Source organism: Enterococcus sp. RIT-PI-f (assembly GCF_001297065.1).
In the GTDB taxonomy this organism is placed as follows: Bacteria; Bacillota; Bacilli; order Lactobacillales; family Enterococcaceae; genus Enterococcus_D.
The window spans coordinates 175,094-197,650 of sequence record NZ_LHOX01000018.1; the positions used below are offsets into that span (position 1 = coordinate 175,094).

Genomic DNA, 22,557 nt, shown 5'->3' on the forward strand with positions numbered 1-22,557 from the left:
GACAGAGGCTGCAAAAACGTGTCTTGCTGACACTTTTTGCAGTCTTTTTTTGTTGAGAAAAAGTTGAAAAACATTGAAAATTGTTGGAAGATTCTTAAGAAATTTTCACAATTATGTCTGAACTTTGAAATATTGGTTAAATTCTGACAATTCGTTTGTCTTTTTGTTTTGGCTGTGATAGAGTTATTTTGAATCACGGAATGAGGGATTGTTTTGCAAGAAGAACAACTTCAAGATGAATTTTTTCGTTATCTTATTTTCGAAAGAGGGTATTCTGAGAAGACGAAGAAAGCCTATCAAGAAGACATGGAGAATTTTTTTCAGTTTTTGGCAGATTCCGGCAACAGTGCATTCTTAACGATCGATTATCGCGATGTGAGGGTCTACTTGAGTTACCTCAACGAACAAGGTTATAGCCGTAATTCGATCAGCCGCAAAATGGCGAGCTTGCGGTCGTTTTATCACTATCTGACGAAACATGAAGTCGTGAAAGAAAATCCTTTTGCGTATGTCCATATGAAAAAAAAGAATGCGAAATTACCGCGTTTTTTTTATGAACAGGAGATGGCTGCGCTATTTGAGAGTGTGACCGGTGATGAGCCGCTCCAACAACGCAATCTGGCGTTGCTGGAAGTGTTGTATGGATCAGGCTTGCGGGTCAGCGAGTGCAGCAATTTAACGATACCAGATATCGATTGGGAAAGCGGCGTGTTGCTGATTCATGGAAAGGGCAACAAGGATCGCTATGTTCCTTTTGGCAGTTATGCCCAAAAAGCCGTCAAACGCTACCTTTCTGACGGCCGTCAGTATTTGACAGACAAATTTCACAAAGATCATCCATTCGTTTTTATCAATCGCCTAGGCGATGGGATCACACCGACAGGCATTGAATATGTCTTGAATCAAGTGATCCAAAAAAGCAGTTTAGACAGTCAGATCCATCCGCATATGCTGCGTCATACGTTTGCGACGCATTTATTGAATCATGGCGCTGACATGCGGACAGTTCAAGAACTTCTGGGACATGCCAATTTGTCAACAACGCAAATCTACGCACATGTCACCAAAGACAGTTTGCAAAAAAATTATCGCCAGTTTCATCCACGGGCGTAACAGATACAGGAGGAAGACAAGATGACAGCAGAATTTCATTCAACCACGATCTGCGGCGTTGAAAAAGATGGCAAATTTGCCATGGCCGGAGATGGCCAAGTAACAATGGGCGAACAAGTAATCATGAAAGGCACTGCAAAAAAAGTCCGTCGCATATACAATGGCGACGTGATCGTTGGCTTTGCCGGCAGTGTGGCAGATGCTTTTACATTGGAAGAAAAATTTGAAGGTAAATTAAATGAGTACAATGGGAACTTGCAACGAGCTGCCGTTGAATTAGCCCAAGAATGGCGTACGCAGCAATCTATGCAAAAATTAGAGGCGATGCTGATCGTCATGAATGACAAGGAAATGCTTCTGGTATCAGGAACAGGGGAAGTGATCACCCCTGATGAAGGCATCTTGGCCATTGGGTCAGGGGGAAATTATGCCTTAGCAGCTGCCCGTGCCATGAAACGGTATGGTGGGGACTTGTCAGCAAAAGAAATCGCTGAAGGCGCATTGAATATCGCTGCGGATATCTGTGTATTTACCAATCACAACATTATTGTTGAAGAGTTTTAAATGAGGTGGAAAGATGACAAATCAGAATAAATCACCACGCGAGATCGTGAAAGAGTTAGATGAATATATCGTAGGTCAAACCGCTGCCAAAAAATCTGTGGCTGTTGCTTTGCGCAATCGCTATCGTCGGTTGCAGTTAGACGAAAAAATGCAGCAAGATGTGACACCAAAAAATATTTTGATGATTGGCCCAACTGGTGTCGGCAAGACGGAAATCGCGCGTCGCTTGGCGCGAATCGTCGACGCACCTTTTGTGAAATTGGAAGCAACCAAATTTACAGAAGTAGGGTATGTCGGAAGAGATGTCGAATCGATGGTACGGGATCTAGTTGAAAATGCGATTCAAATCGTCAAAAAAGACCAGTACAAGAATGTCCGCATCCAAGCGGAAAAGAAAGCCAACCGCCGTTTGGTCAAAGTGTTGGTACCTGGGATCAAAAAGGAACAAAAAAAACAAGGCAATCCATATGAACAAATGATGAACATGTTCAATGGTGCGCAACAACCAGAAGAACCAAAAGAGGAATTGACGGATGAGATCCGCAGCAATCGGCAAGCGATTTTTGAGCAGTTGGAAAAAGGACTGCTGGACAATCGTGAAGTGACCATCGAAGTCGATGAACCGAAGAATCAAGCACCTGCTATGAACAATGGCTTGGAGCAAATGGGGATCGATTTGAATGAAACCCTTGGTGCATTGAAACCGCAAAAGAAAATCGAACGGACGGTTACAGTCAAAGAAGCCCGTGAATTGCTGATCCAAGAAGAATCATCTAAGTTGGTCAATGATGCGGATATCCACAGTGAAGCTCTACGTTTGGCTGAGTCCAGCGGTATTATTTTCCTGGATGAAATCGACAAGGTAACCTCTAAATCACAGCAATCTGGGGAAGTATCCAGAGAAGGCGTGCAACGGGATATTTTACCTATCGTGGAAGGATCGCAAGTCAATACCAAATATGGGGCCTTGCAAACCGATCATATTCTGTTTATTGCCTCGGGTGCTTTTCATTTGTCAAAACCAAGTGATTTGATTCCCGAACTGCAAGGACGCTTTCCGATTCGTGTCGAACTAGATGATTTGACCAAGGAAGATTTCGTCAAAATTTTGACAGAGCCGAACAATGCGCTGGTGAAACAGTATGTGGCATTGTTGGCAACTGAGAATGTCAAAGTCACCTTTACTTTAGAAGCGATCCAGAAGATTGCCGAAATCGCGTTTCAAGTCAATCGTGACACAGACAATATCGGGGCACGACGCTTGCATACGATTTTAGAAAAACTATTAGAAGATTTGTTGTTTGAAGCCTCAGAGATGCAAATGGGTGAGATCACCATCACTGAAGCCTATGTGGAAGACAAACTAGCCTCGATTGCAGAAGACCAAGACTTAAGTCGCTATATTTTATAAAGGGAGCAAACCAATGAAAACATTATTAGAAAAGACAAGACAGATCAACGAATTATTACAACAAAAAAATACCTTTAATTTAGCTTCAGATTTGCCATACGATAAAATGGCTGTCATTCTAGGAAATATTCTCGACAGCAATGCGTACATTATCAGTAGTGACGGCAGCGTCTTAGGTTTTGTTGAAAATCATGATGTCAACAATGAGCGCATCAAAAAAATGTTTATGGAAAAACAGTTTCCCAAAAATTACACTGAGTTGGTGGATCATTTGACGTCAACTGAAGCCAATATTCCAATTGGCGACGATATGACGGCATTCCCTATTGAAGTACGGGATCTGTATCCGAATGGGTTGACCACTGTCGTTCCCATCTATGGGGCCGGTGAACGCTTAGGAACCATCATTCTTTCAAGGATCGATAAATCCTTTGACGACAATGATTTGGTTTTGTCTGAATATAGTGCAACAGTCGTTGGTATGCAGTTCCTTTATCAAAAATCTCGCAGTATTGAGGCGGATGTACGTAGTACAACAGCTGTTCAAATGGCGATCAACACATTGTCTTATAGTGAATTGAAAGCCGTACAAGCCATTTTTGAAGCCCTAGAAGGGGATGAAGGTCGCTTGACAGCATCTAGTATCGCTGACCGTATTGGTATTACCCGTTCAGTGATCGTCAATGCCTTGCGCAAATTAGAATCAGCAGGTATTATTGAGTCACGTTCTTTAGGCATGAAAGGGACGTATCTAAAAGTGCTTAACAGTCGTTTCAAAGAAGAATTGACGAAACATCAATATTAGGAGATGAGATGATGACAGTTACCATCACGTCCGGTCATCTGCAAGCAACGATTGCAGAAAAAGGCGCAGAGCTGCAAAGCTTATTTGATACCACGATCGCATTAGAATACATTTGGCAAGCGGACCCGGATCATTGGGGCAAGCATGCACCGATTTTATTTCCGATCGTTGGCGCGTTAAAAGACGATACGTACGTCTATGAGGGGGAAACCTATCACTTGCCTCGTCATGGTTTTGCTCGTGATATGGCTTTTGAAGTGATTGATCAGCGTGATGATTTCGTCCTGTTCCAGTTAGAAAGTTCAGCAGCGACACGAGCTGTCTATCCTTTTGATTTCCAATTGCAAGTAAGTTACGAACTAGGTGGAGATGGCCTAGTAGTCAAATACAATGTCAAAAATACCGGTCAAAAAGATATGTTCTTTTCGATAGGCGGTCATCCTGCCTTCAATGTTCCGTTAGCAAAAGGGTTGACCTTTGAGGATTACTATTTGACGTTTTCTCCGCGAAAATCGCGGGTCAAATTGCCGCTTAAGGGCAACTACATCGACTATGAACAACGCACGTTAGGTCAGACCAATACGGATCTCAGCCTGACACATGAGATGTTTGAACAAGATGCCCTTATTTTTGAAACAAAAGGGCTGCAGTCTTTTTCGATCCGCAGCGAAAAATCACCCCATAGCGTGACAGTAAGCTATAATCAAATGCCTTATGTTGGTTTTTGGTCGACGTATCCGGTAGAATCACCATTTTTATGCATCGAACCATGGTGTGGAATCGCAGATACCTTAGCAAGTACCGGTGAGTTGAAGGAGAAGGCAGGAATTCAATCTTTGCCTCCGGCTACTGATTTTGCCACGAAATATTCGATCACAGTCAAATAAAAAAAGAAGCTGAGAAAAGCGCATTAGGCTTTTTCTCAGCTTCTGCTATTGTTTGTTTAAACCAAAAGGCACGCGGCTTTCCGTACCATTTTTGATGCGTGTGATATTCTCACGATGACGGATAAAGATGAAGATCGTTACCCCCGCGGCGATGAAAGTCAATAACCAGTTTTGTTCAGGTAAGATGACAGGTGCGACGAAAGGCACCACAATTGTGGATAGCGTGATCAAGCACGCAGCGATCATACTGGTCAAGCTGACCATACTCGTTACATAAAGACAGATCACAAAAATCAATGACGAATACAAAAAGAAAATCGGGTTGAAGCCCAAGAGCATACCGGCACTCGTAGCGACCGCTTTGCCGCCCTTGAATTTGGCAAAAATCGGAAAGGTATGACCTATAATTGCACAAACACCAAACCAAAGGGGATTGATTCCTTCAATATGAAAAATCACGGGTAAGCAAGTAGCAAGGGTTCCTTTCAAAATATCCATAGCCAATACGGTGATCCCGGCTTTTTTACCTAAGACACGAAATGTATTGGTGGTGCCAGTATTGCCGCTGCCAAACTGGCGAATATCTTTTTTGAAAAACAATTGGCCAATCCATACGCCTGATGGAATGGAACCTAATAGATAAGCAACAACGAATAATAGAATCGTTTTCATAATAACCAACTTTCTTTTTAGGACTAGGGCAATTTTAGCATGAAATGGCCTATCCAACAATAAGAAAAACTGGGGGAAGTGATTTCGCACTTGTGGTTCAATCGCAGACAAACTTGTCTAAATGGGAAAAAAAGGATAAGATGATTTAGAAAAATGTTCGCTTGAAAAAAGCAAATAGTATGTTAAGATTTTTTTTGCGGTCTTTTCTCTCAACAAAAAGGGACTGAACAAGATTAAAGGAGCGGTGGCTTTGGGAAAGAAAACCACAGAATATAACGACGCCTCCATTCAAGTCTTAGAGGGCTTGGAGGCAGTAAGAAAAAGACCAGGGATGTATATCGGCTCAACTGATGGTCGTGGTCTACATCATCTCGTCTATGAAATCGTTGATAATGCCGTCGACGAAGCCCTTTCAGGGTACGGCAATGAAATTGATGTGACGATCCATCAAGACAACAGCATCAGTGTCCGTGACAATGGACGCGGCATGCCAGTCGGGATGCATGCATCTGGGATACCTACTGTTCAAGTTATTTTCACTGTCTTGCATGCAGGCGGGAAATTCGGTCAAGGAGGATACAAAACCTCCGGCGGGCTGCACGGGGTAGGTGCCAGTGTTGTCAATGCACTCTCCAGCCACTTATCTGTGACGATCGTAAGAGATGGTGTGGAATACCAAGCAGCATTCAAAGATGGCGGACATCCAGTAGGGACATTAAAAAAAGTCGGAAAGACACGTAAACCCACAGGAACCACAGTCACCTTCAAACCAGATGACACGATTTTTACAGTCACAAAGTTCTCGTATGAAACATTGGCTGAACGTTTGAGAGAATCTGCTTTTTTACTAAAAGGCGTCAAGATCTCCTTGACTGATCAGCGTGGAGAAGAACCTCTGACAGAAGTCTTTTTATATGAAGATGGAATCAAAGAGTTTGTAGATTATTTGAATGAAGAAAAAGATACCTTGACACCAGTTGTTTATTTCTCCGGCACGAAAGAAGCCATTGAAGTAGAATTGGCTTTTCAATACAATGACGGCTATTCTGAAAATGTCTTATCTTTTGTCAACAACGTGCGTACAAGAGATGGCGGGACGCATGAAGTTGGGATGAAAACGTCAATGACCAAAGCTTTCAATGAATACGCCCGCAAGGTCAATTTGCTGAAAGAAAAAGATAAAAATTTAGAAGGCAGCGACTTCCGTGAGGGGCTAGCAGCTGTTTTGTCTATTCGGGTGCCTGAAAACTTACTGCAGTTTGAAGGACAGACGAAAGGCAAATTAGGCACACCTTTGGCACGAAATGCGGTAGATGCCGTGATCGGTGAACAATTGGGCTACTATTTGCAAGAAAATAGTGAAATGAGTCAAATGCTGGTGCGAAAAGCCATCAAAGCCCGAGAAGCACGAGAGGCAGCCCGTAAAGCGCGGGAAGAAAGCCGGACTGGTAAGAAACGCAAAAAAGGCGAATCCTTATTGTCAGGCAAGTTGACACCGGCACAATCTAGAAATCCGAAGCGAAATGAATTGTACCTTGTCGAAGGAGATTCTGCTGGTGGTTCAGCCAAGCAAGGCCGTGATCGGAAATTCCAGGCCATTTTGCCATTACGAGGAAAAGTCATTAATACCGAAAAAGCCAAAATGCAAGACATTCTAAAAAACGAAGAAATCAATACTATGATCTATACCATCGGTGCTGGCGTCGGGCCTGAATTTTCAATCGAAGACTGCAATTATGATAAAGTCATTATCATGACCGATGCGGATACCGATGGTGCCCATATCCAAGTCTTATTGTTGACCTTCTTTTACCGTTATATGAAACCACTGATCGAAGCAGGTAAAGTGTATATTGCTTTGCCGCCATTGTATAAAATATCTAAAGGTACCGGTAAAAAATCAATCTTGGAATATGCGTGGACGGACGAAGAATTGAGTCAATTGACGAAGAAGATCGGTAAAGGATACATGCTGCAGCGCTATAAAGGACTTGGGGAAATGAATGCGGATCAGCTATGGGAAACCACGATGGACCCTGATACCCGCACTTTGATCCGAGTGAGAATCGATGATGCAGCCCAAGCAGAACGTCGAGTGACGACATTAATGGGTGACAAAGTGGAGCCGCGACGTAAATGGATCGAAAGCCATGTACAGTTCAGTTTAGAAGAAGATGGCAGTATTTTAGACAAAAAAGAAGATACAGTCCCTGAATTAGTAGACGAAAAATTAACAGATACCGAACAAGCTGAAGATCGACGCTTGACAATGGATTAGGAGGTGATCTCTTGGAACACAAGAACAATATTCAAGAATTAACGTTAGAAGAAGTGATGGGAGATCGCTTTGGCCGCTACTCAAAATATATTATTCAAGAGCGGGCATTGCCGGATATTCGTGATGGGTTAAAACCCGTCCAGCGACGCATCTTATTTGCGATGAACCAAGATGGCAATACTTATGACAAAGGGTTCCGCAAATCAGCAAAATCTGTGGGGAACATTATGGGGAATTTCCATCCTCACGGCGATTCAAGTATTTATGATGCCATGGTCCGCATGAGTCAAGACTGGAAACTTCGACAAGTGTTGATTGAAATGCATGGGAACAATGGGAGTATGGATGGTGACCCGCCAGCTGCAATGCGTTATACGGAAGCCCGTTTATCCGAGCTGAGCGGTGAGTTGCTCAAAGATATTGAAAAAGAAACGGTTGAATTGGTTTGGAACTTTGATGATACCGAAAAAGAGCCCACCGTTTTACCTGCAAAATATCCAAACTTGTTGGTCAATGGCTCCACTGGGATCTCCGCCGGATACGCAACTGAGATCCCAACACATAATTTAGGAGAGATCATCGATGGAACAATTTATCTGATCGATCACCCCAATGCCACACTTGACCAATTGATGCACTATATCCCAGGCCCCGATTTTCCTACAGGAGGGATCTTGCAAGGGAAAGAAGAAATCAAAAAAGCCTATGAAACTGGTCGTGGCAAAGTGATCCTACGATCTAAAACACGGATTGAAGACATCAAAGGCGGCAAGCAGCAAATCGTCATCAACGAGATCCCCTATGAGGTCAATAAGGCGAATCTAGTCAAAAAGATGGATGAGATCCGCTTGAACAAACGGATTGACGGTATTGCAGAAGTCAGAGATGAAACCGATCGTACCGGCTTGCAGATCGTTGTTGAATTAAAGAAAGAAGCCAATGCCCAAGGTATCTTGAACTATTTGTTCAAAAATACTGAGTTGCAAATCAATTACAATTTTAATATGGTTGCTATTGATGAGATGCGGCCCAAACAAGTGGGCCTGAAACGGATCCTTGAAAGTTATGTCAAACACCGACGCGAAGTGATCGAAAAGCGCAGCCGCTTTGAGTTGCAAAAAGCCCAAAAACGTCAGCATATCGTCGATGGATTGATGAAAGCATTGTCGATCCTAGATGAAGTGATCGCAACGATTCGCGGAAGCAAGGATAAGAAAGACGCGAAGAATAATTTGATCGTGCAGCATGGTTTTACCGAAGAGCAAGCCGAAGCTATCGTGAACTTGCAATTGTATCGTTTGACCAATACCGATATCACACAACTGCAAGCCGAAGCCAAAGAATTGGCAGAAACGATCGCCCGCTTAACGAAGATCCTGGATGAAGAAAGCGAACTGCTGAAGGTGATCAAAAAAGAATTGAAAGAGATCAAAAAGAAATATCCTTCTGACCGGATGACAGAGATCGAAGCCGAAATCGAAGAAATCAAAATCGAAACGCAAGTTTTAGTGGCACAAGAAGAAGTCGTTGTGACTGTGACAAAAGATGGGTATATCAAACGCAGCAGTTTGCGCTCCTACGGGGCATCGAAACCTGAAGAAGTTGGAATGAAAGAGGGAGATGCTCTTTTATACAGCCATCAATTGAACACATTAGATCACTTATTATTGGTCACCAATAAAGGCAACGTCATTTACCGTCCGGTGCATGAATTAGCTGATTTGAAATGGAAAGACCTTGGGGAGCACATTTCTCAAAATGTCTTAACCTTGGCGCAAGATGAACTGATCATCGGTGTGTTCGCCTATAAAGTGCTTGATCCAATGAAGAACTTTGTTCTGATCAGCAAGAAAGGGATGATCAAACAGTCGCGTATGACCGAGTTTGAGCCATGGCGTACGTATAAGACACGGCCTTTGACCATTATGAAGTTAAAAGATGAAGCAGATGAATTACTGAATGTCTTTCTTGTCGATCAAAATGAACCGATGGATATTTTCTTAGTCAGCCAAAGAGCTTTCGGCTTACGCTATCCATTGACAGAAGTGCCTGTAGTTGGTCCGAAAGCAGCCGGAGTCAAGGCGATGAACCTCAAAGACGAAGATTTTATCGTGAATGGTTTGGTGGTCTACTCTGAAGGGGATACACCGGTGGTGATCATCACGCAGCGGGGCGGTGCCAAGCGTATGCTAGCCCAAGAAATCACCCAGTTAGGCAGAGCGAAGCGTGGGCTGATGGTATTAAGAGAATTGAAGAAAAATCCGCATCGGATCGTGTATATGGGGCCTGGTGAGCATACTACGCTCCAGATCACGAATCAGAAAGGCCAGACGGTTGAGATCGAAACGGAACAAATTCCGATCAATGATCGCACATCGAATGGTTCCTTTGTGACAGATGAAAAAAATGGCGGACAGGTGTACGACGTCCGTGCTGTGATCAGCCCCGAGATCGTGGACAATCCTGTAGTATAATTTAAGCTAAAACAGCCAATCTGTACCAATACAGATTGGCTGTTTTTTTGTCATAATATATCTTTCACATTTTCGAAAAACATACTTTAATAATATTTTCACATTCAATAAAAGCTGTTTTATCAACTGTTGTATCGTATTTTAGATTAAATTATCCTAATTTGTTAAAAAATAATCTTGAAAACACTTGCATTCGAAAGCGCTTGTGTTATACTGTTCACGTAAAGCTGTTACAGTAGTGAACAGAAAATTTAAGGAGGTCCATCAGATGGAACAATGGAATGGATTTAAAGGAAAAACTTGGAAAGAAGAAGTCAATGTACGTGACTTTATCCAAGAAAATTACACACCTTATGACGGAACAGATGAATTTTTAGCTGACGCAACAGAAGCAACAACGAAACTTTGGGATCAAGTCATGGACTTGAATAAACAAGAACGTGATGCTGGCGGCGTTTTGGACATGGATACAAAAGTGGTTTCAACGATCACTTCTCATGGTCCGGGCTATTTGAACAAAGACTTGGAAACAGTCGTTGGTTTCCAAACGGAAAAACCTTTCAAACGCAGCTTGCAGCCTTTCGGCGGCATTCGCATGTCAGAACAAGCAGCTGAATCCTACGGATATGAAATCGATGCTGAAGTATCACATATCTTCCGTGATTACCGTAAAACCCATAACCAAGGGGTATTTGATGCCTATACACCAGAAATCAGAGCAGCACGCCGTTCGGGCGTTATCACAGGTTTGCCTGATGCATATGGCCGCGGCCGGATCATCGGTGACTACCGTCGCGTTGCCCTTTACGGAATCGACTTCTTGATCAAAGAAAAACAACAAGACCTGCTGTATTGCGGCAATGGCACAATGTCAGATGACATTATCCGCCAACGTGAAGAACTAGGCGAACAATTACGGGCGCTGACTGAATTGAAAGAACTAGGCACGATCTACGGCTTCGATATTTCTCAACCAGCCCAAACTGCTAAAGAAGCATTCCAATGGTTATACCTTGGTTACTTAGCAGCGATCAAAGAGCAAAATGGTGCCGCTATGTCATTAGGCCGTACCTCAACGTTCTTAGATATCTATGTAGAGCGCGACTTGAAAAATGGTGTGATCACTGAAGTCGAAGCACAAGAGATCGTGGATCATTTTGTGATGAAATTGCGTTTGGTGAAATTTGCCCGGACGCCTGATTACAACGCATTGTTCTCTGGTGATCCAACTTGGGTCACAGAATCGATCGCAGGGATGGGTGAAGATGGCCGCCACATGGTGACCAAAAACAGCTTCCGTTTCTTGCATACATTAGCCAACTTAGGCCCAGCGCCAGAACCAAACTTGACGGTATTATGGTCAACACGTTTGCCACATAACTTCAAAACATTCTGTGCCAAAATGTCGATCCAAACGTCAGCGATCCAATATGAAAATGATGATGTGATGCGCGGCCATTGGGGCGATGACTATGGTATCGCATGTTGTGTATCTGCGATGCGCATCGGGAAACAAATGCAATTCTTTGGCGCCCGTGCCAACCTTGCGAAAACTTTGTTATACGCAATCAACGGTGGCGTCGATGAAAAATCAAAAGCGCAAGTTGGACCAAAATTACAACCAATCACTTCTGAGTATTTAGATTACAATGAAGTCATGGAAAAATATGACACAATGATGGACTGGATCTGTGGCCTGTATGTCAATACACTGAACATCATCCATTACATGCATGATAAATATTCTTATGAAAGAATTGAAATGGCGTTACAAGATACGGATATCTTACGCACGATGGCAACTGGTATCGCTGGCTTCTCCGTAGCAGTCGACTCATTGTCTGCAATCAAATTCGCTAAAGTACGCACTGTACGTGACGAAAATGGTATCGTAGAAGATTATGAAATCGAAGGCGACTATCCTAAATACGGCAATAATGACGACCGCGTAGACGACATTGCGATCCATTTATTGAAAGCCTTCATGAAGAAAGTAAAACGTACGAAAACTTACCGTGATTCTAAACATACAACGTCTATCTTGACTATCACATCAAACGTTGTATACGGCAAGAAAACAGGGAACACACCGGATGGACGTCGTGCAGGCGCACCATTTGCTCCAGGTGCCAACCCTATGCACGGGCGTGATACACATGGCGCGTTAGCGAGTCTTTCTTCTGTTGCCAAATTGCCATATGAGTATTCATTAGATGGTATTTCAAATACATTCTCCATCGTACCAAAAGCACTTGGCCGCGATGACGATACGCAACAAGAAAACTTAGCAACCATGTTAGACGGTTATGCAGCTAAAGGCGGTCACCATTTGAATATCAACGTCTTCAACCGTGACACATTGTTAGATGCGCAAGCACATCCAGAAAAATACCCACAATTGACGATTCGTGTATCAGGATACGCGGTAAACTTCATCAAGTTGACGAAAGAACAACAAGACGATGTGATCGCACGTACCATGCATGACGCAATGTAATAGTTGATGAGACAGGCGGCGGCAGGGGAACCTCCGGCGCCTGCTTCATATTTTATCGAACCTTCAGTTCGTTGATAGATAGAAAGGAAGAGCATTATGGCTGTAACAGGACAAGTACATTCAACAGAAAGTTTTGGCTCCGTCGATGGACCTGGGATCCGCTTTATTGTATTCATGCAAGGATGTCGGATGCGTTGTCAATTTTGTCACAACCCAGATACTTGGAAAATTGGCAGCGGTGTGGAACGTACCACGGACGATGTCTTAGAAGAAGCGTTGAAGTATCGTGAATTTTGGGGGCAAAAAGGCGGTATCACGATCAGTGGCGGGGAGCCGTTGCTGCAATTAGACTTTTTGATTGATCTGTTCCGTAAAGCGAAAGAAGCTGGGGTCAGCACTACGCTAGATACATGCGGCAAGCCCTTCACCCGTGAAGAACCTTTCTTTAGTAAATTTCAAGAGCTGATGACCGTGACAGATTTGCTGCTTTTTGACATCAAACACATTGACAATAAAGCCCATAAAGAATTGACGACGCAATCAAATGACAATATTTTGGATATGGCGAATTATTTATCAGAAATCAATAAGCCAGTCTGGATCCGTCATGTATTGGTTCCGTTCAGGAGCGATTATGATGACTTTTTGATTCGATTAGATACCTTTATCAAAACGTTGAATAATGTCGATAAAGTCGAGATTTTGCCGTATCACACAATGGGCAAATACAAATGGGATGAAATGGGATTGAAATATCCTTTAGATGGTATCCAACCGCCTACAGAGGAACGGGTAAAGAATGCCAAAGCACTACTGCATGTGAATGATTACAAAGGATATTTGACACGCTAATCGATCGCTATGACACAGCCATTCTGATGTGCAACAGAATGCTTGTGTCTTTTTTGATTCCTGACAGAGATAACGGCAGATAGCTATTGATTCTTTTTGTATTTTTGCTATCATTAAACAGTGAATATCAAATGAAATAGGAGCGATGATTACTATGTCGAAAATATTGGTTTTTGGTCATCAAAACCCGGATACAGATGCAATTGGCGCAGCGATTGCTTTTGCTGGATTACAAAAAGAGTTAGGGAAAGATACTGAGGCCGTTGCTTTAGGTACGCCCAATGAAGAAACCCAGTTTGGACTAGATACATTCAAACTACCTGCACCCCGTGTCATCCAAACAGCAGCCAATGAAACAGCTGAGGTCATGTTAGTGGATCATAACGAAAGTCAACAAAGCGTGTCTGATATTAAAGATCTGACAGTGTTAGCTGTTGTCGATCATCACCGTATCGCTAATTTTGAAACAGCCAATCCATTATACTATCGCGCAGAGCCTGTTGGTTGTACGAGTACGATCATCTTTAAAATGTACAAAGAACATCAAGTAGAAATCAAAGCACCTATCGCAGGGATCATGTTGTCAGCGATCATCTCAGATACCCTATTATTTAAATCACCAACATGTACCGAAGAAGATATCGCTGCAGCAAAAGAACTTGCTGTTATCGCAGGTGTTGATTTAAACACGTATGGTTTAGATATGCTGAAAGCTGGAACGAACTTGAAAACCAAAACAGCAGAAGAATTATTAGCTCTTGATGCAAAAAGTTTCCCAATGGGTGACAAAAATGTGCGGATCGCGCAAGTCAACACTGTAGACTTGCAAGAAGTATTTGACCGTCAGGCAGAGTTGGAAGCAGCGATGCAGGCAGCAATTCTTCGCGAAGGCTATGATTTATTCTTGTTGGCTGCCACAGATATCTTAGACAGCAATTCTGAACTTTTGGTTGTGGGTGAACCAATTGCCCCTGTTGAAGCAGCCTTCCATATCACGTTGCAAAACCATCGTGCATTTTTACCAGGCGTCGTGTCACGGAAGAAACAAATCGTGCCGCAATTAACAGAACAATTCGGCCTGTAATCAATAGGTAGATCTAAATAGACTGGCAGTTCTCTATTGTTGGGAATTGTCAGTTTTTTATCATACCTCAAAGGGGAAAAGAATGTGAAATTTTTCTACAGTAAACACTATCAAGATAGCTATAACGACTATGAATCTGCTGAATTCTCTGCGCTTTGCCAATTTCTCATGGCACAAGATGTTCCCCCAACTTTGCGGAAGCTAAAAGAAACCTTTACAGAGAACACTTTTGTCAAAATGTTGGATCGCTTGATCAGCAAAGATATTGTGCGGCGAGAAAATAAACGGTACCAGCTCAATTTCCCCATCTTTGCGAAGCAAGACCAGCAATTTGCTGAAGCAACGCTGCAAGAGAAGGCAGAAGGACCAGTGGCGAAGGATGGCTTGAATAGCGAATGGTTGCAGCAAGTGTATCGGTTGCAAGAAGACATGAGATACTTTTATGCATGCGAAGGGGAGATACCACAAGCACGTATTATTGCATTATCACACCCTATGTTTCAATGGTGGACGATTGCGCAGACACAGTGGCCGAAAACCGTACCTGCTTTTTTGGCTGCCAATCAGCGTCAGTTGCAGATCCCAGCACACCAAGAGCTGATGACATTGCTGGGGGACGTCGATGGTGCTTATTATTTAGATCAAATCAGTGTGATTTTTGAGCGGATACAAAAGGGAAAGAAAGTGCGGCCAACTATTTTTCTCCGTTCACTACAACTTGCTGACATCGTATCTGACGATGGTCCACCAACCTTTCTTGTGCCGCAGAACAAAACGGAATCCGCTGGCGCACAATGGATCGAACCCACTCTCCAAACCCTCTTTGCCCAACGAATCCAACTCGCTTCAGGATTAGGTGGATCTGTTTCACAAGATATCATTTTTTTCAATTAAAAATGAGAAAAAGAGTAAATTTAATTTTGTGAAATAACATTATATTTTTTTGAAAGCTGATTTAGGTTGAACCTGTCAGCTTTTTTTGTTGAATCAAAAATGAAAATAAGATTAAAAAAGATTAAAATATAACAATCGTTTCATTTGGATATTCTTTTTTTAGGTGTTATGATAAGGTTAGAAATTTTGAAAGGGGTAATTCAAATGGAAGGTTTAAAAGAGGTAAATCATACAGTCATTGAAAAAAACAACGAAAAAGCAGAGATGATTACTTTCATTTCGATGGCAGAAATTGAAGCGGCACGTCACACGATCAAAGAAGCGGGGATTGACGAAACACGTTTTTCAGATGGAGATCTGATTTTGGCATTAAAAGAAAAAGAGGCAATCAACGCAGATACAGTATTGCCAATTGTGATTGATTGGTTAGTCAACAAAAACTATTTACTGAATCCAGCACAGGCGATTCGTTTTCTAGCCCACAAATTTGGCGATCTTGCTCATGTGTCGTACAAAGTCATTGGTGAACTTGATTTTGATTGTGATGGACAGTATTACTTGATTGGCAGCTACCACCAACATCAAGCAACCAAAATGATGTATAAAGTATATACCGATGGCCAAGTCAAGGAACTTTGGCAAGCGTAAAGCATCAAGCATAGCGAAATCAAGGAAAAGAAATCAGGGAAGTGGGGACTTCTCTTTCTAAAGGGTGTGAATGGGGTGAATACAAATCTGCGGGTAACGGTCGCCGGCAGTCATCTGATGATTGGCTTGACCTGTATCATTGGCGCACTTTTTGCATTATATCAAGTACCAGAAACATTTGATGCACAACAAGTCATGATCGGCAACATCTATTTTTCTGACACTGTCTTTGATCGCTTCAGTCAAGTATTTCTCCTAGGGATCATCAGTTTTTATACAATGGTCATCAGCTTTTACCGCTTTCGTATGTGGCAGATGATGTCTGCATTCACAGCATGCAGCACACTGGTACTGTTTGGTAAGATCATTGATTGTTTTTCGTTTGATTATGGGATAGTGATTGTCATCCTATCCATGTTTCAGTTGCTCGTAGCCGTCCTCTTCACATTGCAGAAGTTTATAAGCAGAGCTGAAACAGGTTGAACGCGATGTTCAAGCTGTTTTTTTAATGGACAAGATTTTTTTGCGAGATCTACTAGTTATCGCATTACGGAAAATCGCTTTTATGCTATGCTAAGAATAGATTAAGCATGGTTAAATAAGCAAAACAAAAAGTACGCATAAAATCATCTTTACATATATAAGGGAGGACTGGTGAAAAATTGGTAACCAAACAGCAAACAATCGAAGCAGAAAAAACATTCCTAAGCGGTGAAAACTTTTATCTCCAACATTTCTTAGGTGTCCATCAAACAACAACTGGCTATGTCTTTAGAGTTTGGGCGCCAAATGCACAGCAAGTGTGGCTTGTAGGTGATTTCAACCAGTGGGATGACTCTCTGGCGCTGCAAAAACGCGCGGATTCAGGGGTATGGGAAATCGACACATCTTTGGCGAATGAAGGGCAATTGTATAAATTCAAAGTCAAGCAAGCAGATGGCCGAATCGTTTTTAAGATTGATCCGCTCGCGATCCATTTTGAAGAAAGACCTGGTACAGCTGCGGTACTGCATACTGTACCCGCAAAAAAATGGCGTGATGGACTATGGCAAGGACGCAAAAAACGACAAAAAAGCTTTCAGCGACCGCTAAACATCTATGAAGTCCATGCTAGTTCATGGAAACATCATGAGGATGGCACACCTTATCATTTCTCCGAATTGAAAGATGAATTGATCCCCTATGTCAAAGAGATGGGGTATACTCACATTCAATTTATGCCCTTAATGGAGCATCCCTTAGGCGCTTCATGGGGCTATCAATTAACTGGCTATTTCGCCCTTAGTTCTTATTTCGGTACACCAGAAGCCTTTCAGGATTTTGTCGAAGCATGTCATTTGGAGAATATCGGTGTGTTCGTCGACTGGGTTCCAGGACATTTTTGTGTCAATGATGATAGTCTGGCTTATTATGACGGCACACCCACATTTGAATATCAGGACCCTCAGAGAGCAAAAAATATTCGCTGGGGTGCCATTAATTTTGATCTGGGCAAACCAGAAGTCCAAAGTTTTTTGATCTCAAGTGCTCTGTTTTGGATCGAGTTTTATCACATTGATGGGATTCGGGTCGATGCTGTATCCAATATGATTTATCGCGATATGGATGAAGGACCGTGGGAACCAAACCATGAAGGCGGCAACCGTAATTTCGAAGGCTATTATTTTATGCAAAAACTCAATGCAGTCATCAAATTGGCGCACCCCTCAGTACTGATGATCGCAGAAGAAAGCAGTTCTGAGACCCAAATCACCGGCTTGATCGAATCTGGTGCTTTAGGATTCGATTACAAATGGAATATGGGTTGGATGAATGATGTGCTGCGGTTTTATGAAATGGATCCGATTCTAAGAAAAGACCATTTGAGTTTACTCTCTTTTTCCTTCATGTATCGTATGCAAGAAAATTATATTTTGCCCCTTTCTCATGACGAGGTCGTCCATGGCAAAAGAAGCCTAATGAACAAAATGTGGGGGGATCGATACAAACAGTTTGCCCAATTGCGGAATCTATATACCTACATGATGATGCACCCCGGTAAAAAATTGTTGTTCATGGGCAGTGAGTGGGGACAATACTTGGAATGGAAATTTGATCATGGCCTAGAATGGCAGGACTTATCTGATGATCTTAATGGTAAAATGCAAGTCTTCACACAAACCTTGAATCAATTGTATAAAGAAGAAGGCGCGTTATGGGCGTTAGATGATCAAGAAACTTCTTTAGAAGTGATCGATGCAGACAATTTGGATGAAACAACGTTAACGTTTATGCGTCAAGGAAAAACCAAGAAAGATTTCTTGATCGTGGTCCTGAACTTGACCCCTGTAGAACGGCATGATTTTGCTATCGGTGTCCCTTATGCAGGAACCTACCATGAACTTTTGAATACCGAACATGAACGCTTCGGCGGCACATGGATCGCCAACAACGCAGACCAAGTGTCAGAAGCAATCCCTTTCAAACAATACGACCATCAAATCAAAACGATCTTGCCGGCACTCGGGGCGTTGATCATCAAACCAGAAAAAATCAAAATCACCAGAAAAAAAGCAACACCAAATAAGCAAACGATCAAAGGGGGGAAAGGTGAGTAAAATCACCAGATGTATGAAAACAGAAATGTTAGCAATGATTCTCGCAGGAGGACAAGGAACAAGATTGGGTAAATTGACCAAAAATATAGCGAAACCCGCAGTTCCATTCGGCGGGCGTTACCGCATCATCGATTTCACGTTAAGCAATTGTGTCAATTCCGGTATCAAGAATGTTGGGGTTGTCACGCAGTATCAACCGTTGGCACTAAACAGCCATATTGGCAATGGCGCCAGTTGGGGATTGGATGGCATCAGTACAGGCGTGACGATTCTACAACCCTATTCAAATTCAGAAGGCGGCAAATGGTTTGAAGGAACTGCCCATGCCATTTATCAAAACATCGCCTATATCGATGAAATGGATCCACAATATGTGTTGATTTTGTCTGGTGATCACATTTACAAAATGGATTATGAAGATATGCTAGAGCAGCACAAAGAAAATGACGCCTCATTAACTGTTGCCGTCTTAGAAGTGCCGATGAAAGATGCTTCACGCTTCGGGATCATGAATACCGACAAGAATGACCGAATCATCGAATTCGATGAAAAACCAGCAGAACCAAAAAGCAATTTGGCCTCAATGGGGATCTATATCTTTGACTGGAGCCGTTTGCGCAACATGTTGTTGAGCAATTACACCAAAGATGGTGAAATGGTCGACTTTGGGAAACACGTGATCCCATCGTATCTAGAAAGCGGCGACAACGTATTTGCGTATCGTTTTTCTGGCTACTGGAAAGATGTTGGTACGATCGATTCTTTATGGGAAGCCAATATGGAATTTATTGATCCAGCGATGGAATTAGACATTCGAGATAAAGGCTGGCAAGTCTTCTCTAAAAACCCGATCGCACCACCGCATTTTGTTACTGAGACTGGCGCTGCCAGAGATTCATTGGTGATGGACGGTTGTTATGTGGCTGGAGAGATCGACCACAGTATTTTATCCGAAAATGTGCAAGTCAAAGAAGGTTCCACCATCAAAGACAGTGTGGTGATGCCTGGGGCAGTGATTGGTAAGAATGTAAAACTCAACCGCGTGATCGTGGGCGAAAATGCAGTGATCGGAGACGACGCTGAAATCGATGGCAGTGAAGAAATTGCTGTTGTCGGCTATTCTGAAGTCATAGGAGTGACGATTGATGAAAACTAATAAAATGTGTGCTATTTTAGGCAATTTGAATCGCTACCAAGAATTGATGCCTTTGACAGAAAACAGACCGTTATCCACCTTACTATTTGATTGCAAATATCGCTTGATCGACTTCAATCTATCTAGCATTGAAAACGCCAGTATCAAACAAGTCTATATGATTTTCAATGAAGGGGAAACACAATCTGTTTTCGATCATATTGGCGGTGGGAAAGAGTGGAATTTAGACGGCGTGCAAAATCGCTTCTTTATCCACTTGTTCCAAGACTCTTTAAAACAGCAAGCCCAAGGAGAAAATTATTATTACAGTGTGATCGATTATTTAGAGAAATCTAAATCTGAAAACACGGTCTTTATGGGGAGTAAAATCCTATGCAATATCGACTTAAGAGCTTTATTAAAAATTCATCAAGTCCAAAAAAATGACATGACAGTTGTCTATAAACGAATCAATGGCAGCAATGTATCTGACAGTGACCTCTTGTTCAATGTCAATAGTCAAGGCCATCTTGAAGAAGCCATCCAAGCCAAAAAAGGCACAGTTGATTCAATAGTCAACTTGTGTACCGATATTTTTATCATCAAAACAGCGCGTTTGATCGAGGCATTGAAAGAAGGGCAGCAAGTGGGCGCTACACCGAACTTAGGTCAATTTTTACGAGAAATGATCGCTATTGAAAACACTGGTTTATATGAATATACAGGCTATTTAAGCAATATTTATGATATCCCATCGTACTATCAGACCAATATGGATATGTTGGATGTTCATAAGTTTACGTCACTGCTCTATTCGAATCAAAAAATCTATACTAAATTGAAAAATGAAGTGCCAACTTATTATTCGGAAACATCTGATGTCACCAATAGCCATTTTGCCTCTGGCTGTATCGTTGAAGGGAAAGTGGAAAATTCGTTGATTGCCCGTCGTACCACGATTCATCCAGATGCACAGGTCAAAGGCGCGATCATCTTTGGTAACAACGAAATCAAAGCGGGAGCCAAAGTTTCTTATGCGATACTCGATAAGAATGTGGTCATAGCAGAAGGCGTCAAAGTCGAAGGCACCAAAGAAGACCCAATCGTGATCAAAAAGAATGCCCACATCACCGAAGATATTATTGGAGGCGCGACCGCATGAAGGTACTATTTGCAGCAGCGGAATGTGCGCCCTTCTTCAAAACCGGCGGGTTAGGGGACGTTGTCGGCGCATTGCCAAAAGAACTAGCCAAAAAAGGGGTCGAAACGGTTGTTGTCTTGCCTTTTTATACATTGATGCCTGACAAGTATCAAGCGCAGCTGGAAGACTGCTTTTCATTTGAAGTTGCTGTCGGATGGCGCAAACAATACTGCGGTATCAAAAAATTGCAGCTTGACGAAGTGACCTATTATTTTATCGATAATCTCTATTATTTTGGTCGTGAGCGGATCTACGATTTTTATGATGATGGCGAACGTTTTGCGTTCTTCCAGTTGGCTGTCATCGAGATGATGGAACGTGTCGATTTTATTCCTGATGTCTTGCATGTCAATGATTATCATACGGCGATGATTCCCTTCTTGCTGAAAGAAAAATTCAGTTGGATCAATGCCTATCAAGATATCCGCACCGTGTTGACGATCCATAATATTGGTTTCCAGGGCTGGTATAGTCGTGATATCTTGCCTGATTTATTTGGTATGGGCACTGAGCGCTATGATGATGGGACAGTCCGCTTAAATGACTGCTTGAATTTTATGAAAGCCGGTATCCTCTATGCCGATCGCATTACAACTGTGAGTCCATCCTACAGCGAAGAAATCAAAACACCCGCATTCGGTTGTGGGCTTGAAGTAATCTTACGAATGGAAACAGGCAAACTCAGTGGCATTGTCAACGGGATCGACTACCAAACCAATGATCCAGAAAATGATCCCTATCTACCATTTACCTTTAGCAAGTCTGATTTGTCAGGCAAAGAAAAAAACAAACAAGACTTGCAAAAAGCTTTTGGTTTGCCGGAACGCAAGGATGTTCCGTTGATTTCTGTGGTGAGCCGCCTAACGACGCAAAAAGGCTTTGATTTGGTCTTAGCTGAAATGGACAACTTATTGCAATTTGATGTTCAGTTTGTCTTATTAGGTACTGGAGAACCAGATTTTGAAAATGGCTTCCGCCATTTTGCACAACGTTATCCGGATAAATGTGCCGCTGCCATCACGTTTGATTTGGCATTGGCGCAAAAAATGTATGCGGCGGCTGATATTTTCTTGATGCCTTCTGCTTTTGAACCATGCGGTCTCTCACAGATGATGGCGATGCGTTATGGTACTTTACCAGTGGTCCATGAGATCGGGGGCTTAAAGGATACAGTGATCCCTTATAATCCAATCACATCTGCTGGTACGGGATTTGGCTTCCAAGATTTTACCCCATTCAATTTGATGCAGGCGCTGAAGCAAGCCGTACAACTGTATCAAGAAAACCAGACAGTCTGGCAGCAATTGGTCCAACAAGCGATGGCGAAAGACTTTAGCTGGGACCAAAGTTCAGATGCCTATATCGATGTATACAATCAAATACGAGCATAAATCATGATTGACAGAAGCGCGCCTTCGTCTGTTGCAGCTTGACTAAAGCTGGAC

The 22,557-nt window shown here is 42.5% G+C and carries 18 protein-coding genes; 17 read left to right on the plus strand and 1 reads right to left on the minus strand.

Going from position 1 to position 22,557, the window contains the following annotated elements; all coding sequences use genetic code 11:
- The first annotated feature begins 213 nt into the window (after positions 1-213).
- From xerC to AEQ18_RS12030, 5 genes are read left to right on the plus strand one after another with little or no spacing between them, the layout of a single operon-like run.
- Positions 214-1,113 carry a tyrosine recombinase XerC gene (xerC, locus tag AEQ18_RS12010; RefSeq protein ID WP_054116575.1) on the plus strand — a complete coding sequence of 300 codons (900 nt, stop codon included), beginning with the start codon at positions 214-216 and terminating at the stop codon, positions 1,111-1,113.
- A 21-nt stretch (positions 1,114-1,134) separates the two neighbouring features.
- Positions 1,135-1,677: an HslVU peptidase proteolytic subunit gene (gene hslV / locus AEQ18_RS12015; protein WP_054116576.1), complete on the plus strand. Its 543-nt coding sequence runs from the start codon at positions 1,135-1,137 to the stop codon at positions 1,675-1,677.
- 13 nt (positions 1,678-1,690) lie between these two features.
- The gene (gene hslU, locus AEQ18_RS12020; protein WP_054116577.1) at positions 1,691-3,088 is read left to right on the plus strand and encodes an ATP-dependent protease ATPase subunit HslU; all 1,398 of its coding nucleotides are present in this window, start codon (positions 1,691-1,693) and stop codon (positions 3,086-3,088) included.
- 13 nt (positions 3,089-3,101) lie between these two features.
- Positions 3,102-3,893: a GTP-sensing pleiotropic transcriptional regulator CodY gene (gene codY / locus AEQ18_RS12025; RefSeq protein ID WP_054116578.1), complete on the plus strand. Its 792-nt coding sequence runs from the start codon at positions 3,102-3,104 to the stop codon at positions 3,891-3,893.
- Between the two features lie 11 nt (positions 3,894-3,904).
- Positions 3,905-4,780 carry an aldose 1-epimerase family protein gene (locus tag AEQ18_RS12030; RefSeq protein WP_054116579.1) on the plus strand — a complete coding sequence of 292 codons (876 nt, stop codon included), beginning with the start codon at positions 3,905-3,907 and terminating at the stop codon, positions 4,778-4,780.
- A 45-nt stretch (positions 4,781-4,825) separates the two neighbouring features.
- On the opposite strand, the gene plsY is transcribed toward AEQ18_RS12030, so the two are convergent.
- The gene (gene plsY / locus AEQ18_RS12035) at positions 4,826-5,452 is read right to left on the minus strand and encodes a glycerol-3-phosphate 1-O-acyltransferase PlsY (protein WP_054116580.1); all 627 of its coding nucleotides are present in this window, start codon (positions 5,450-5,452) and stop codon (positions 4,826-4,828) included.
- 250 nt (positions 5,453-5,702) lie between these two features.
- Between plsY and parE the strand changes: the two genes are divergently transcribed.
- The 12 genes from parE (at position 5,703) to glgA (ending at position 22,503) form a co-directional block, all read left to right on the plus strand.
- Positions 5,703-7,730 carry a DNA topoisomerase IV subunit B gene (parE, locus tag AEQ18_RS12040; RefSeq protein ID WP_054116581.1) on the plus strand — a complete coding sequence of 676 codons (2,028 nt, stop codon included), beginning with the start codon at positions 5,703-5,705 and terminating at the stop codon, positions 7,728-7,730.
- Positions 7,731-7,741: 11 nt separating this feature from the next.
- A complete protein-coding gene (gene parC, locus AEQ18_RS12045; RefSeq protein ID WP_054116582.1) occupies positions 7,742-10,204 on the plus strand; it encodes a DNA topoisomerase IV subunit A in 2,463 nt (820 codons plus the stop codon).
- Positions 10,205-10,472: 268 nt separating this feature from the next.
- Entirely contained in the window at positions 10,473-12,701 is a 2,229-nt protein-coding gene (pflB, locus tag AEQ18_RS12050) for a formate C-acetyltransferase (protein ID WP_054116583.1), read from the plus strand.
- A 96-nt stretch (positions 12,702-12,797) separates the two neighbouring features.
- On the plus strand, positions 12,798-13,553 hold the full coding sequence (gene pflA, locus AEQ18_RS12055; RefSeq protein WP_054116584.1) for a pyruvate formate-lyase-activating protein: 756 nt from the start codon (positions 12,798-12,800) through the stop codon (positions 13,551-13,553).
- Positions 13,554-13,707: 154 nt separating this feature from the next.
- Entirely contained in the window at positions 13,708-14,637 is a 930-nt protein-coding gene (locus tag AEQ18_RS12060; RefSeq protein ID WP_054116585.1) for a manganese-dependent inorganic pyrophosphatase, read from the plus strand.
- Between the two features lie 84 nt (positions 14,638-14,721).
- Positions 14,722-15,531: a DUF1803 domain-containing protein gene (locus AEQ18_RS12065; RefSeq protein WP_054116586.1), complete on the plus strand. Its 810-nt coding sequence runs from the start codon at positions 14,722-14,724 to the stop codon at positions 15,529-15,531.
- 204 nt (positions 15,532-15,735) lie between these two features.
- Positions 15,736-16,179 (plus strand): hypothetical protein, encoded by a 444-nt coding sequence (locus AEQ18_RS12070; protein ID WP_054116587.1) that lies wholly within the window; start codon positions 15,736-15,738, stop codon positions 16,177-16,179.
- A 75-nt stretch (positions 16,180-16,254) separates the two neighbouring features.
- On the plus strand, positions 16,255-16,662 hold the full coding sequence (locus tag AEQ18_RS12075; protein ID WP_152911920.1) for a hypothetical protein: 408 nt from the start codon (positions 16,255-16,257) through the stop codon (positions 16,660-16,662).
- A 179-nt stretch (positions 16,663-16,841) separates the two neighbouring features.
- Positions 16,842-18,776 (plus strand): 1,4-alpha-glucan branching protein GlgB, encoded by a 1,935-nt coding sequence (gene glgB / locus AEQ18_RS12080; protein ID WP_054116588.1) that lies wholly within the window; start codon positions 16,842-16,844, stop codon positions 18,774-18,776.
- A 13-nt stretch (positions 18,777-18,789) separates the two neighbouring features.
- Positions 18,790-19,932: a glucose-1-phosphate adenylyltransferase gene (locus AEQ18_RS12085; protein WP_054116839.1), complete on the plus strand. Its 1,143-nt coding sequence runs from the start codon at positions 18,790-18,792 to the stop codon at positions 19,930-19,932.
- Positions 19,922-21,073, plus strand: coding sequence for a glucose-1-phosphate adenylyltransferase subunit GlgD (gene glgD, locus AEQ18_RS12090; protein ID WP_054116589.1), 1,152 nt, complete (start codon positions 19,922-19,924; stop codon positions 21,071-21,073). The genes AEQ18_RS12085 and glgD overlap by 11 nt, the downstream gene beginning before the upstream one ends.
- Positions 21,070-22,503 carry a glycogen synthase GlgA gene (glgA, locus tag AEQ18_RS12095; protein ID WP_054116590.1) on the plus strand — a complete coding sequence of 478 codons (1,434 nt, stop codon included), beginning with the start codon at positions 21,070-21,072 and terminating at the stop codon, positions 22,501-22,503. The genes glgD and glgA overlap by 4 nt, the downstream gene beginning before the upstream one ends.
- Positions 22,504-22,557: the final 54 nt, after the last annotated feature.